Source organism: Bradyrhizobium sp. CW1 (assembly GCF_023100665.1).
GTDB lineage: Bacteria > Pseudomonadota > Alphaproteobacteria > Rhizobiales > Xanthobacteraceae > Bradyrhizobium > Bradyrhizobium canariense_D.
Genome location: NZ_CP064684.1, coordinates 7,720,599 through 7,734,929 on the forward strand (window position 1 = coordinate 7,720,599; position 14,331 = coordinate 7,734,929).

General features: G+C 65.2%; 12 protein-coding genes. 8 read left to right on the top strand and 4 right to left on the bottom strand.

Translation table 11 applies throughout. The annotated features are described in order from the left end of the window. Positions 1-101 precede the first annotated feature (101 nt). Both IVB54_RS41395 and IVB54_RS36935 read left to right on the top strand, forming a co-directional pair. Positions 102-599 (top strand): amidase family protein, encoded by a 498-nt coding sequence (locus tag IVB54_RS41395; RefSeq protein ID WP_253075158.1) that lies wholly within the window; start codon positions 102-104, stop codon positions 597-599. Beyond that, positions 599-1,708 (top strand): amidase family protein, encoded by a 1,110-nt coding sequence (locus IVB54_RS36935; protein WP_253075226.1) that lies wholly within the window; start codon positions 599-601, stop codon positions 1,706-1,708. Before IVB54_RS41395 ends, IVB54_RS36935 begins: the two co-directional genes overlap by 1 nt. Positions 1,709-1,862: 154 nt before the next feature. On the opposite strand, the gene IVB54_RS36940 is transcribed toward IVB54_RS36935, so the two are convergent. Further along, the gene (locus tag IVB54_RS36940) at positions 1,863-3,242 is read right to left on the bottom strand and encodes a TAXI family TRAP transporter solute-binding subunit (protein ID WP_051113073.1); all 1,380 of its coding nucleotides are present in this window, start codon (positions 3,240-3,242) and stop codon (positions 1,863-1,865) included. 277 nt (positions 3,243-3,519) lie between these two features. Here IVB54_RS36940 and IVB54_RS36945 point away from each other — a divergent pair, with 277 nt between their 5' ends. Together IVB54_RS36945 and IVB54_RS36950 are read left to right on the top strand one after the other, a co-directional pair. Then, positions 3,520-4,674, top strand: a complete 1,155-nt coding sequence (locus IVB54_RS36945; protein ID WP_026233937.1) for an acyl-CoA dehydrogenase family protein — start codon at positions 3,520-3,522, stop codon at positions 4,672-4,674. Positions 4,675-4,880: 206 nt separating this feature from the next. Beyond that, on the top strand, positions 4,881-5,621 hold the full coding sequence (locus tag IVB54_RS36950; protein ID WP_018460068.1) for a hypothetical protein: 741 nt from the start codon (positions 4,881-4,883) through the stop codon (positions 5,619-5,621). 53 nt (positions 5,622-5,674) lie between these two features. Here IVB54_RS36950 and IVB54_RS36955 read toward each other — a convergent pair whose 3' ends face one another. Next, positions 5,675-7,846: an EAL domain-containing protein gene (locus IVB54_RS36955; protein WP_018460069.1), complete on the bottom strand. Its 2,172-nt coding sequence runs from the start codon at positions 7,844-7,846 to the stop codon at positions 5,675-5,677. A gap of 459 nt (positions 7,847-8,305) precedes the next feature. Between IVB54_RS36955 and mepA the strand changes: the two genes are divergently transcribed. The 4 genes from mepA (at position 8,306) to modC (ending at position 11,626) form a co-directional block, all read left to right on the top strand. After that, positions 8,306-9,250: a penicillin-insensitive murein endopeptidase gene (mepA, locus tag IVB54_RS36960; RefSeq protein WP_026233938.1), complete on the top strand. Its 945-nt coding sequence runs from the start codon at positions 8,306-8,308 to the stop codon at positions 9,248-9,250. Positions 9,251-9,471: 221 nt separating this feature from the next. After that, entirely contained in the window at positions 9,472-10,254 is a 783-nt protein-coding gene (gene modA / locus IVB54_RS36965; protein WP_018460072.1) for a molybdate ABC transporter substrate-binding protein, read from the top strand. 11 nt (positions 10,255-10,265) lie between these two features. Then, positions 10,266-10,961 (top strand): molybdate ABC transporter permease subunit, encoded by a 696-nt coding sequence (gene modB, locus IVB54_RS36970; protein ID WP_018460073.1) that lies wholly within the window; start codon positions 10,266-10,268, stop codon positions 10,959-10,961. A gap of 2 nt (positions 10,962-10,963) precedes the next feature. After that, the gene (gene modC, locus IVB54_RS36975) at positions 10,964-11,626 is read left to right on the top strand and encodes a molybdenum ABC transporter ATP-binding protein (protein ID WP_018460074.1); all 663 of its coding nucleotides are present in this window, start codon (positions 10,964-10,966) and stop codon (positions 11,624-11,626) included. Positions 11,627-11,884: 258 nt separating this feature from the next. Here the strand turns inward: modC and IVB54_RS36980 are convergent, their stop codons facing one another. Together IVB54_RS36980 and IVB54_RS36985 are read right to left on the bottom strand one after the other, a co-directional pair. Further along, the gene (locus tag IVB54_RS36980) at positions 11,885-12,145 is read right to left on the bottom strand and encodes a PepSY domain-containing protein (RefSeq protein WP_018460075.1); all 261 of its coding nucleotides are present in this window, start codon (positions 12,143-12,145) and stop codon (positions 11,885-11,887) included. Between the two features lie 337 nt (positions 12,146-12,482). After that, positions 12,483-14,276 (bottom strand): potassium/proton antiporter, encoded by a 1,794-nt coding sequence (locus tag IVB54_RS36985; protein WP_018460076.1) that lies wholly within the window; start codon positions 14,274-14,276, stop codon positions 12,483-12,485. Positions 14,277-14,331 lie beyond the last annotated feature (55 nt).

Consider the following 14,331-nt stretch of genomic DNA (forward strand, 5'->3'; position numbering starts at 1 on the left):
TTGGCGCTTGCGAAACCCATCGCCCCTCATTGATCCTCCCCGCCAAATCCGCCACGATAGTGCCTCTCGCACTCGCGATGGAATGGAGCAAGGAAAGGCAAATGTCCGAGCTTCCTAGAGCTGGCCTGACTGAGCCGCCGGCGTCGACCATGCAGATGCTCGCGCACGCGCCCATGAGCGACGTCATCGATGCCTTGGCCGGCAGACGGATCACCGCGAGAGCGCTGGCGGAATTCTATCTCGCGCGCATCGCGGCCTATGACCGCGACGGGCCTAAGCTCAACTCGGTCCGTGCACTCAATCCCGATGCGCTCGCCGGCACGAGGCCGTCGGCCCAGCGGCCGCTGGCGGGCGTCCCTATCCTACTCAAGGACAATATCGCGACCGGAGACGAACAGCCGACCACGGCGGGCTCGCTGGCGCTGGAGGGCGCGCGCGCCAGGGATGATGCCACCATCGTCAAGCTGCTGCGGAGCGCCGGCGCGGTGATCCTGGGCAAGGCGAACCTGACGGAGTTCGCCAACATGCTCGCGATCGACATGCCCTCGGGCTATTCATCGCTGGGCGGGCAGGTAAGAACCCCTACGCACCAGGGCTGATGGACGAGCACGGCATCCCGGTTCTGACCCCAGGGGGCTCAAGCTCGGGTTCGGCGGTCGCGGTGGCGGCCGGACTGTGCGCGGCCTCGATCGGTACCGAAACCTCGGGCTCGCTGCTGCACCCCGCCAGCCTGAACGGCCTCGTCACCGTGAAACCGAGCGTCGGGCTGATCAGCCGCGCCGGCATCCTGCCGCTTGCGCACAGCCAGGACACCGCCGGTCCGATGACGCGCACGGTGCGCGATGCCGCGATGTTGCTGAATGTGCTGGCTGCCAAGGACCCGCTCGACCCAGCGACGCAAGAGCAGCGGCGGCCGGCCGACTACACCGCCGGCCTCGTCGCCGACGCGATGAAGGGCGCGCGCATCGGCGTGCCGAGCGACCCCGCTGACCCGCTGAACGATTGCTATTACGGCAAGCTGCCGGCGAAGTCGGCCAAGCTGATGGCTGAGGTGATCAAGGTGCTGGAGGATCTCGGCGCCGTCATCGTGCGCGCCAGCATGCCCACACTTGGCTGGATCGGTGGGCCGGGCACGACCATGGCTGTGCTCAACCGCAATCCGCTCAGCGCCCACAAAGGCACGGTCGCAAGGCCGCCGGTCGTCTTTCTGTACGAGCTGAAGCACGATCTCAATCTCTACCTGAGGGATTGGGCGACCAACACTGACATCAAGACCATGGCCGACATCGTGGCCTTCAACGCAGCAAACGCCGACAATGCGCTGCGTTTCGGACAGGACCACTTCCTCGCCGCTGACTTGACCAGGGGCGATCTGAGCGAGCCCGAGTACAAGTCCGCACGTGCCATGGACCTGCTCTCCGCCAGGACGCGCGGCATGGACGCCTATATGAACCAGCACGAGCTCGACGCGGTGCTATTCCCCGGCGCCTATGGCGCCGCAATCGCCGCCAAGGCAGGTTATCCCAGCGTCATGGTGCCCGGCGGATTCGTCTCGGGGACAGACGACGGCAAAGACACGCCCGACTATCCGCTCGGCGTCACTTTCGCAGGGCGCGCCTGGAGCGAGCACAAGCTGCTGCGTCTGGCGTATGCCTTCGAGCAAGCAGCCAACGCACGCAGGCCGCCGTCGGGTCTGCCCGAGCTGTGATGTCGCCCGTGTCAGCGCGAGCTGGCGAGACCGACGCTAGGACCAGCTTGATCCTCCCCGCCGGATAGACCACGATTGCCTCCTTACCGCTCACACCAAGAATGGGCGAGGAAACGCGCATGAACGCAACTTCCGGATACCAAAGCCGGTATCGCTACCGCCGCGCGGCGAGCACGTTCGAAGGAGGGGTTTGCAACGCTGCGCGCCTCTCGCTGAGCGCATGATCGAACAGTTCGAGCACCAGGCCGAAGGCTGCCAGCTCCTCTTCCTCGATGGCGCCGTCATCGTAGCAGCCAAGTGTTTCGACGATGATGGCGTCGACCTCCTGCTGCATGGCCAATAGCTCGTGGTCGAATTCCGCGGTGCGCACCTTGGAAACCAGCGCCAGAATTCTGTTGCGATGGCCAGTGTTCTCGTCGCGTTCATCCCGATTCAGATATTGACGCAGCCAGGCGCCGGCCGAGCCAATGCCGGAGAGAAGCAGGAGCGCAAACCAGAAGTAGTCGCCATATCTGTCGAGGAAGGTGCGCTCGGTCCCGTCGATCACGGCCGCCGCTCCCCGATGAACCGGCAGCTCGGCTTCCTTCTCGGTGTCCGGCTTGGTGATTTGCGCAGCGCCAGGCACCTGCCTGGCAATCGCCTGCCGGAGGGCAAATTGCTGGCGGTAAAACGCTGACACTGTCGTTTCGGACAAGGCTTTCCGGGCGACGATCAAATGGCTGACACTGACGGTCTCCACCTTGTCATCGGGCCAGGCTGGATTCGCATTGAAAATGCTTGGCGGAATTTCCTCCGATTCATAACGCGGATGCTTCAGGGCGATGGCTTCCGATGCGTCGATCGCGAGAAATTTCGGCTCGCCACGCGCCCGGGCGGTCGCGGCGACGGCGTCGGCAGTTATCTTGCTGTCGAGCGGACCGACAGCCATGAAGGCGTCGAGGCTCGGGTCACGCGCCAGCTCCTCGAGCTGGCCAGTGCCGAATTGAGTGACCGTGACCTTGTCCGGCTCCACACCGGCGGCGCTCAGGATGACTCTCAGCAACGCGGCGTTCGCCGGGGTCGCGCCGATCACCCCCACCCTGCGCCCTGCGAGATCGGCGACCTCCTTGATTTTGGGCGCCGGCTTTCGCTTGGAGCCCTTGCCCGCCGGTCCCGAAGAAGACCACAGCACGACGAAGTTCTTGCGCAAGATGACGACTGTTTGCGCGTCGGCCGGCATTTCCAGATCGCCGCGACCGACCGCAAGGTCGGCCTTGCCGGCACCGAGCAGAGCGAGAGCTTCGGCCGCTCCGGCGGTCGCGATCGGAGACAACCTCACCGTCCTGCTTTCGTTGGCAAAGGCCTCGGTCATCGCCTCGATCACCTTGTGATCGTTGCTTCCCGGCGGTCCGACGGCAATCCGAAGCGTTATCGGCCGCAGCGCGTAATACAACGTGCCCGCAGCGGCACCGAAAACGAGAAATCCGATGGCTAAAATCAGCAATAGGGTCTTCGTCTGTCTCCGCCCTCTGCGGGCTGCGTCACTGCGTTTCATCGGAGCATCAGACGAGGACATTTGCCGCTGCCGGTTGGAGGCCAAAATCGCTGCCTGTTTCGGAACAGTATCATGCTCTTCTGGAAAACGATAATGTCGGAGCAGCCCCAATAGTTTCTTGGCCCGGCGTGAGCCTTTCGAGCTTGCGCGATCATCTCTGATTCCGCACTTCACGTGGCGATGGCCGGATTGACGCCACACCAACTTGATCCCCCTCGCCAAATAGATCACCATCGTGCGATTGACCGCTCACGGTAGAATGGGCGAGGAAACGCGCATGAACGCAACTTCCGGATTTGGCCTCGTCGAGCGGGCACGGGCTATTGCGCCGCTGATCGCGCGCGAAGCCGACGAGATCGAGCGGACGCGGCGACTGACCGATCCCGTCGTCGGCGCGCTGATCGAGAACGGGCTCTATCGCGCGCTGCTGCCGCAGAACCTTGGTGGCGCCGAAGCGCCGCCGGAAGCCTTCATGCAGATGCTGGAGGAGATCGCGAAAGCGGATGCCTCCACCGCCTGGTGCCTCGGCCAATGCACGGTCTGCGCCATGATCGCGGCCTCGCTCGACCACGACACCGCGCAGGAGATCTTCAACACGGCGCCGGGCATCCTCGCCTGGGGCGCGATCGCGCATGAGGCGCGGGCGGTCGAAGGCGGCTATCGCGTCACGGCGCGCTGGGATTTTGCCTCCGGCTCGCGGCAGGCGAGCTGGCTCGGCGCGCATGTCCGCATCGTCGGAGCCGACGGCGCGCCGCGGAAAAATGCCGACGGCTCGGCGGAGGTGCGCACCATCCTGTTTCCGGTCGCGAGCGGCGTGCTGCACGACGTCTGGCAGGCGATCGGGCTCGCCGGCACCGGCACCGATTCCTACGAGGTCGCCGACCTGTTCATCCCCGAGCGCTTCACCGCGTTTCGTGACGTGCCGTCCGCGCTACGCGAGCAGGGTCCTCTTTACAGGATCGGCACCGGCTCGACGTTCAGCCTCGGCTTTGCCGCGGTGTCGCTCGGCGTGGCGCGCGCCACGCTGGATGCCGCGATCGCGCTGGCGCGCGGCAAGCATCAGTCGCTGGCGGCAAGCGCCATGCGCGACAACCAGGCGGTCCAGGGCCTGATCGGCCGCACCGAGGGCGACCTGCGGGCCGCGCGCGCCTATCTCTATGCGACGGCAAGTGCGATGTGGCGCGATCTCTGTACGACCGGCGAATTCAGCGCGGCACATCGGGGCTCGGTTCGCCTCGCCGCGACCTGGACCATCCACCAATCGGCCAAAGTGGTCGACACCGCCTATCACATGGCCGGCGCGACCGCCGTATTCCGCAGCAATCCGTTCGAGCGCCGCTTTCGCGACATGCACGCCATCGCTCAGCAGATCCAGGCGCGCGACACGCATTACGAGGATGTCGGTAAGATGATCCTTTCAGGGGACCGCTGACGTCGAGCAGTTACGAAAGTGCACGCACGCTGACCTATATTGAGTTGCCCTCCGGCGTCTTCGTCGCTGAACCTTCGTGAATTTTCTCCGACTAATTTCCATAGCTATAGGAACGACAGCTTTTCCGCTGTAACCGCGCCGACCACATGGAAGTGATGATTCCGAATTCTTCTTAGCGCGCTGGATTTGCGCAAGAGAGGTCCGTTATGGGCCGAACAGCTGGCAGGAAAGTCAGTTGCCATGCCATTCAGGGGCGTTCGCCGGGATGGCACCATGGTGGCATTCTCATTATCGCCATCCTCTGCATCGCATGCACTTTCCTGTTTGCGAGCGAGGCCGTGGCTCAATGCTCGGCGCGAGACGTCCTGCGGAATCACCTGAAGCTCAAGCAAGCGCCGTCTGGGCCGCAAATCCCAATCAAATCCGCCGTCGATGTCCCTGCGTGGAAGACGATCAGGATCGGGACGTTTGCAAACTTCTTCGCCCTCAGTAACGCTTTGGATGCGGCAGGTTGTGGCATCGGAAACTCGGCCGGCGAAATTCTCGCGCGGCCGACGTTTACCGTGAGCGCCACGACAACGAGCGTAGAGCTTTTCACGGTGTCGGCAGCCGAACTGGGCTTTCGGACCGACACTGCGTTGCTGGCAGACATCTACGCGCGCGCCAAACAATTGGGTTTCGGCCTGGCGGCTGCAGAAGTCGGACCACAACTGAGGCTTCAATATTTCGACCAGCCGATCGGTGAGTTTCTCATCATCGGAATGGAGCCAATCAGGACCTGGCAGGGCGCCCCCGTCATCTTGAATGTAGCCAATGGCGGCGCGGGACTTATCCTCATCGGCCAGGATGGCAGCGCCGACGCACAGATCCCCGCGGCATCCCGTTTTGTATTCGTGCGGTCCCATGAAACCGCTCCTGCCGAGGCCGTAACACTTGTCGGCCACTGAATTTCCGGGTTTGTGCATCTCGAGACGCAAGACAACAGGTCAGCACCTTAACCCTAGGCCACCAGCGCGGCGTCCTCGCCTACGCCGTCGATGCCGCGCTGCGCGGCGAGCAGGCTGATGATCTGCGCATTCGGCCGGGCCTTGCTGAACAGAAAGCCCTGGCCTTCGTCGCAGCCCTCAGTGCGGAGGCAGCTCAGCTCGGCTTCGGTCTCGACGCCTTCGGCGGTGATGGTGACGCCGAGGCCTTTGCCGAGGCTGACGATCGAGCGAATGATCGCCTGTGCCTCGCGATTGGCGCCGAGATCGCGCACGAAGGACTGGTCGATCTTGATCTTGTCGAACGGGAAGCTGCGCAGATAGCTCAGGCTGGAATAGCCGGTGCCGAAATCGTCCATTGAGATGCGCACGCCGAGCGCGCGCAGCGCGTGCAGCGTCGCCAGCACCTGGGCGCTTTTCTCCAGCAGCAGCGTCTCCGTGATCTCGAGTTCGAGCCGCCGCGGCGGCAGGCCGGAATGCTTCAGCGCATCCGTCACCACCGAAAGCAGATTGCCGCTGCGGAACTGGAGCGGCGACAGGTTGACGGCGACGCGGACGTCGTCCGGCCAGGTCGCGGCATCGTGACAGGCCCGGCGCAGCATCAGGCCGCCGAGCGGATTGATCAGCCCGGTTTCTTCCGCGACCGGAATGAACTCGGCCGGCGAGACCATGCCGCGCTCGGCATGCGGCCAGCGCACCAGCGCCTCGAAGCCGGTGATGCGGCCGCTCTGGAGGTCGATCAGCGGCTGATAGTACGGCCGCAGCACGTCGTTCTGAATGGCGTCGCGCAGCTCGACCTCGATCTTGCGGCGGGTCTGCGCTTTCGCATCGAGCGCCGCCTCGAAGAACGCGAACGATCCGCGCGCATCCAGCTTGGCGCGCGACAGCGCCATGTCGGCGCTCTTGAGCAGCTTTTCGGAATCGTCGCCGTCGCCCGGCGCCATCGCGATGCCGATGGAGGCACCGACCACCACGGAATGGCCGTCGAGCAGATAGGGATCGGCGATGGCTTCGAGCAGGCGCTTGGCCAGCAGCACCGCATCCTCGGGACGCGTCAGGCCGCTCTGCACGATGGCGAACTCGTCCGAGTTCAGCCGCGCCAGCGCGTCGTTCTCGCGCAAGGTCGAACGCAGCCGCTTGGCGACGCCACGCAGCAGCTTGTCGCCGACCGCGTGTCCCAGCGTGTCGTTGACCGCCTTGAAATTGTCGAGCCCCAGCATCAGCAGGGCGACCTTGTCGGTGCTGCGCCTCGTATGCAGCAGCATCTCGTCGACCTGCTGGCGCAGCAGATTGCGGTTTGGCAGACCGGTCAGCCCGTCATGCTGGGCCATGAAGGCGAGCCGCGCCTCGGCGCGCTTGCGCTCGGTGATGTCCATCAGCGCGAGCAGCACCGCGGGCCGCTCGGCATAGATCAGTTCGCGCGAATAGATCGCAAGGTCGATCAGGGCGCCGTCGGCCCTGACGTGCTTCCAGGTGCGTCCGGCCTGCTCCTCGCCGGCCGCATCGGCGGTCCAGGGCGGCTCACTGTCGAAAGCCTGAAGGGAACGGATCGTCAGCCGCTCGAACTCGGCGCGGCTGTAACCGTAATGGGCGACCGCGGCATCGTTGACGCCGAGGATGCGCTCATCGTCCAGCGCGCAGACGATCATTGGGACGGGATTGCCGTCGAACAGCAGGCGAAACGAGGCCTCGCGCTGCTTCAGCTCGGTGATGTCGACGCGCAGGCCGACGACGCCGCCGTCGTCGGTCAGCCGCTCGTCGATCAGGATGACGCGGCCGTCCGCCAGCTTCTGTTCGTGGCGCGCGCCGGGCTGATAGAGCCTTTGCAGCCGCTCGGCGATCCATTCTTCCTCATGGCCGGCAGCCTCGGGATAGTCGCCGCGGGCGACGCCGATGCGCAGCGTGTCCTCGAGGCGCGCGCCTTCCTCGAACAGATCGGCGGTCTTGCTGTAGATCTCCGCGTATTGCTTGTTCCAGAGGACGTAGCGGCCCTCGGCGTCGAGAAACACGATGCCTTGCGGCAGGATCTCGATGGCCTGGCGCAGGCGCTCATGGGATTTGCGCGCTTCCGCGATCGCGGCCTCAGCCTCGGCACGGCTGCGCAGAACTTCGTCGCGTTCGGACGGAAGATGAGGGGGGCGCGCAAAGCGCGGCTTGCGCGGGTGCAGGCCGCCGAGCACGCTGCCCATTCGCTTTTTCGGCTTTCGAAACCCCAAACTCAACTTCACTCGTCCCAGTCGCACCCAGCCCCGCAACTCTTGGGGCAAGTGTCTGAAAAAAAGGTAATCCTGGGTGGCATGGCGATGGGACGCACGGTCTGGCAGTCTCGACAAAACAGCCCTCATTGCCCGTTTGCAAGGCGCGGCCGTGCCGATGGGCGCTCCAAGCGCATCGCATTGTCGTCATCGGAGAACGAGATGGCGCAAAATTGCGCGCTGCCTTGAATCATTTCCGGGATCCCGCGCGCTTGCATGCAGAAGGGGGTGAGTACGCGTCCCACGCACGAATTTTGGTCAATGCATGAGAGGGTTATCGCATTGTTAAAAACCGGCCGGCCGACGCACCGGGAACTACGACTTCGAGACGATATTTCAGCGGAAGGACTGTTCCTTAACCCTGACGCTGTGTTGGGTTATAAGAATGTCAACATGAGTCCCCGCCGCCTCGCCCCTCTCCTGCTCGTCATGACGCTCCTGGCCGCCGGCGACGCGCTGGCCCAGGACAAGGGCAGCGTCAACCCAAAGCCGCTGCCGCCGCTCGCCAATCCAAACGATCCCACTATCGGCGCCAAGGAGCTGTTCGCGCGAAAGCTGCTGCCGTCGAAGGGACCGGCGCACGTCATCGGCTCCTATGTGAAGGGCTGCATCGGCGGCGCCGAGCAGATGCCGCTCAACGGCGACAATTGGCAGGTGATGCGGCTGTCGCGCAACCGCAGCTATGGTCACCCCGCGATGATCGCGCTGATCAAGCGGCTTGCGGCAAGAGCGCACAAGGACGCGGGATGGCCGGGCATCCTGGTCGGCGACATCGCCCAGCCGCGCGGCGGGCCGGCGCTGTCCGGCCATGCCAGCCACCAGATCGGCCTCGATGCCGACATCTGGCTGACGCCGATGCCTGACCATCGCTTATCGCGCGAGGAGCGCGAGGACATGTCGGCGGTGATGATGGTGCGCCCGGACCGGCTCGACATCGATCCGAAGGTGTTCACGCCGGGCCATGTGCTGGTGCTGCGCGACGCGGCGCAGGAGCCGGCGGTGCAGCGCATCTTCGTCAATGCCGCGATCAAGAAGGCGCTGTGCCGCGAGGCCAAGGGCGACCGTTCCTGGCTGTCGAAGATCCGGCCGTGGTGGGGCCACGACTATCACTTCCACATCCGCATGCACTGCCCGGCGGGCGCGAGCGACTGCGAGGGCCAGCCGTCGCAATCCGAGGACGAAGGCTGCAAGCCCTCCGATCTCGCCTATTGGTTCAGCGACGGCGTGCTGCACCCCAAACCCCCGCCGGAGCCCCCGAAGCCGAAACCGCCGATGACGCTGGCGCAGATGCCGGCGGCGTGCAAGGCCGTGCTGCACGCGGGCAATGCGAAGCCGTAAAACTCTCCGCCAGGATGACGAATTCCTGGTTGGCGCTATGCGAACCGTCGCCTTTGACCTGTTCCGCCACCCTGTTATGATGACCCAGCGATCGCTTGCCGGACCGTAAGTCCGTCGGGCCTGCCGGAACAGCGCTTCCGCCGGTCGCAAGCCTCATTCAACCCACGCCGTCTTGCGCGCGCCGCCTTGCGTGCCCTGAGCGCGCGCATGGAGCGCTGCCGATGTCCCGCCTTTCCGTGCTTTTTTCAGCTTTATTCCTTCTGGCCGCGGGCCTTTCGCCTGCTGGAGCCGAGGACAAGACCATCACCGTGTTCGCGGCCGCCTCGATGAAGAACGCGCTCGACGAGGTCGACGCCGCCTACACCGCCAGGACCGGCGTCAAATTCATCGTCAGCTATGCCGCAAGCTCCGTGCTCGCCAGGCAGATCGAGCAGGGCGCGCCGGCCGATGTATTCGTCTCCGCCGACACCGACTGGATGGATTACGCGATCTCCAAGAAGACTATCAACGAGCCGACCCGGGTCAATCTGCTCGGCAACAGCATCGTGCTGATTGCGCCGAAGGATTCCAGGCTCGACAACGTCCCCATCGGGCAGGGGTTCGACCTCGCAAAACTCGCCGGCGACGGCAGGATCGCGACCGGCGACGTCAAGTCCGTACCAGTCGGGAAATATGCCAAGGCGGCGCTGACGAGCCTGGGCGCCTGGCAGGCGGCGGAGCCGAAATTCGCGATGGCCGAGAGCGTGCGTGCCGCGCTGACGCTGGTCGCGCGTGGCGAGGCCAACCTCGGCATCGTCTATTCCACCGATGCCAAGGTCGAGCCCGGCGTGAAGATCGTCGGCACCTTCCCGGCGGATTCGCATCCGCCGATCATCTATCCCGTCGCTGCGACCGCGACGGCAAAGGGCGACACAAGCGACTATCTCGCCTTCCTGCGCTCGACCGCCGCCAAGACCATTCTCGAAAAATACGGTTTCAAGTTCCTGATCAGCCCCTCTACTTAATTTGCGATTTGATGCTCGACATCTCTCCCGCCGAATGGACCGCGATCCTGCTCTCGCTCAGGGTTGCCGTGATCGCGACGCTGGTGGCAACGCCGTTCGGCATTGCGCTGGCATGGCTGCTCGCGCGGCGTGATTTCTGGGGCAAGTCGGTGCTCGATGCGCTGGTGCATCTCCCGCTGGTGCTGCCGCCGGTCGTCACGGGTTATCTGCTGCTGCTCACTTTCGGCCGCCGCGGACTCGTCGGCGCTTTCCTGGCGGACCATCTCGGCATCGTATTCGCCTTCCGCTGGACCGGTGCCGCGCTTGCCTGCGGCCTGATGGCGTTTCCGCTGCTGGTGCGCCCGATGCGGTTGTCGATCGAGGCGATCGACCGCCGGCTCGAGCAGGCCTCCGAGACCCTCGGCGCCACTCCTTTCAAAGTGTTCTTCACGGTGACGCTGCCCTTGGCGCTGCCCGGCGTGCTCGCCGGCATGGTGCTTGGCTTTGCCAAGGCGATCGGCGAGTTCGGCGCGACCATCACCTTCGTCTCCAACATTCCCGGAGAGACCCAGACGATTTCGTCCGCGATCTATTCGCTGATCCAGACCCCGGACGGCGACGCCGCCGCGGGACGGCTCGTGATCGTCTCGATCGTGCTGGCGCTCGGCGCGCTGATCGCGGCCGAATGGTTCGCCCGCCGCGCCACCGCGCGCCTGCACGGGAATTGACCATGCTGCGCGTCGACATCGAAAAGCAGCTCGGCGAGTTCTCGCTGTCCGCGTCCTTCGCGAGCGAAGGCCGCGTCATCGGACTGTTCGGAGCGTCGGGCGCCGGCAAGACCTCGCTGGTCAACATGATCGCGGGGCTGCTGCGGCCCGACCGCGGCACCATCGTGATCGACGGCGAGACGGTCGACGACAGCGCGGCCGGCATTCATGTGCCGACCTGGCGCCGCCGCATCGGCTATGTGTTCCAGGATGCGCGGCTGTTTCCGCATCTCAACGTCGCGCAAAATCTCGACTATGGCAGGCGGATGAACCACCTCGCGCCCGATCCGGCGCAGCACAAGCGCGTCATCGAGCTGCTCGACATCGGCGCGCTGCAGGGTCGCCGCCCCGGAAAGCTCTCCGGCGGCGAGCGCCAGCGCGTCGCGCTCGGTCGCGCGCTGCTGTCGCGGCCGCGCCTGCTGCTGCTCGACGAGCCGCTCGGCGCGCTCGACGAGGGCCGCAAGCTGGAGATCCTGCCCTATCTGGTGCGGCTGCGCGATGAGGCCAACGTCCCCATGGTCTATGTCAGCCACGACGTCGCCGAGCTGCGCCAGCTCGCGACGCAGATCGTGATGCTGAAGCAGGGCCGCGTGACGTCGTTCGGCGGGGTGAAGGTGCTGACGTGAGGGGTCCGTTGAGCAGGCAACGGATGAGGCAAGCCGCCGGCCCACCCTCCGCCGTCGTCCTGGCGAAAGCCAGGACCCATACCGCGTGATCTATCAGCGGCAGGTGGTGTGCGTACCAGCGAAGAAAACGTAACTGCCGGTGTTCGCAAAACTACTCCCCGGGGTAATGGATCGTACCGCGAGCGGCGATCGCGCTGCATTGGATGGTGGCGGTGCCGGCCGAGTGATCCTCGCCGACACCGCTACCGAGACCCGCCACTACCAGCCGCGATCGACGTTGCGCACCTCACCCGTTCGCGCGTCCACATCGACCTCCATCCAGCGGCCGGCGCGATCACGGCCTTCGATCTGCCATTCGTCGCCGAGGAACTCGGTGTGCGAGACGGTCATGACGCCGATGTCGGTGGCGACGTCGAGCGCGACCTGCATCGAGATCTGATCGCCGGTGTCATAGGCCATCGCGGGCGCGGCCGATCCGAGCCCGATCGCGACGATGGCCGGCAAGATGAGCTTTCGCATGGATTACTCCTGTCGGATGCGTTTACGCCGCTAAGAACGAGCGGCATCGCGGAGCGTTCCGGGAGCAGCGGTCACGAAGACGCGCAAATCTTCGGCGGTTGCGGCGATTTGGGGGCGGTTCCAGCGTTGTCGCCATCGCTCTCCGCCGTCGTCCGGCGAAAGCCAGGACCCATTACCCCAGAGAGGAGAGTGGGTGGGCCAGATCGTCACCACCAGCCTTCGCAAAACAGCTGACGGTGGGTATGGGTCCTGGCGCCTGTGCGCAATTGCGCACTAGGCCAGGACGACGAAGAAGCAGACGTGCGCTTCATCAATGACCGCCAACGCGGATGTGGCGTTAAACCCCAGCCACCGAGCTCCACAGATCCGCCAGCTTGCGCCGCAGGACCTGCCTGCGCGTCAGCGGCGCGGGCGTTTCCTCGTCTTCCGGCAGGCGCAGGCCGACGACGTTGACTCGGCCACCGGAGATGGAGCGCGCCACGAGCACGATCGGATCCAGCACGAGCTCCGCGCCCTCTTTCGGCGCGCGGTCGAGATGGACGTCGAAATAATCAGCGAGCGTGTGCCCGCGCTCGTCCTCGCCGACCTCCACGCCGTAGATCTCCGCGAGCTCGGCGAGCGTGTGCTCGCCGGAGACCATGAAGTCGCCCAGCAGATGCGGGTCCGGCGCTGAGCTCGGCTGCATGTCGACGAAGAAGCGGTCAAGCGATTCGGCCTTTTCCGGCGGCGCCAGCAGATAGATGTAATCGCCGGGCGCGATCGGCTCGGCTTCCGCCGGCGTCAAAATGTTCTCCTTGCGGATCACCAGCGTCGGCTTCGACCAGGACGGGATCAGGCCGCGGCGAAAATACAGGCTCTTGGACCGCACCGGATAGCCGACGAGCTGCTGCTCGAGCTGGCCGGGCAAGTCCAATTCGACACGGCGCGGGCCGCGTTCGGCGCGCGGCAGCGCCACGTGCAGCTTGCGCGCGGCCGGCCCCAGGGTCCAGCCTTGCAGGAGGAGCGAGATGATGACGACGACGAAGGCGACGTCGAAATAGAGATAGGCCTTCGACAGCCCGACCAGCATCGGGATCGAGGCCAGGAAGATCGCGACCGCGCCGCGCAGGCCGGTCCAGGCGATGAAGATCTTTTCGCGCCAGTTGAAGCGGAACGGCGCCAGGCAGACGAACACGGCGATCGGCCGCGCCAGCAGCATCAGGACGAATGCGATCCCGACCGCCGGCAGCACGCTGCCGCCGAGCCGGCTCGGCGAGACCAGCAGGCCGAGCAGGACGAACATCACGATCTGCGCCAGCCAGGTCGCGGCGTCCAGGAAGGCCACCACCGAATTATGCGCGCGGGTCGGGCGGTTGCCGATGATGATCCCGGCGAGATAGACCGCGAGGAAGCCTGAGGCATGCATGATCTGCGAGCCGCCGAAGATGACGAGCGCGGCGGTGGTGACAAACGGCGCATGGAGGCCCTGCGGCAGCGCGACCTTATTGAGCGCGATGACGACCAGACGCCCGCCGATCACCCCGACGACGGCGCCCAGCACGGCCTCCTGGGCGAACTCCATCAGCACATGCGCGGCCGTGCCTGTTCCCAGCGAGATGTACTCGACCAGCATCAGGGTCAGGAAGATCGCGAAGGGATCGTTGGTGCCGGATTCCACCTCCAGCGTCGCGCCGACGCGCGGGCGCAGGCGCAGGCCCTGGGTATGCACCAGCAGGAACACTGCGGCCGCGTCAGTCGAGGCCACCACGGCGCCGACCAGCAGCGACTCCGTCCAGTTGAGGTCGAGCGCATATTTCGCGAACGGCGCCGTGATCAGCGAGGTCAGCAGCACGCCGACGGTCGCGAGCACCATGGAAGGCGCGAGCACGGTGCGGATGCTGGCAAAGCGGGTCCGCAAGCCGCCGTCGAACAGAATCAGGGCGAGCGCGACCGAGCCGACCAGATAGGTGGTTCGGACGTCGTCGAACTGCAGCTGTCCGGGACCGGAATCGCCCGCGAGCATGCCGATCGCGAGGAAGACGAGCAGAAGGGGCGCGCCGAAGCGCAGCGCAAGCAGGCTTGACAGGATCCCGGCCAACACCAGGACGGCACCGAGCAATATGGCGAGGCTGACACTGTCGAGGGAAGCCATCCACCTTCCGGGTACGAAATCGCTGGAATTGCATCCTTATCGTCGGCGGACTCCC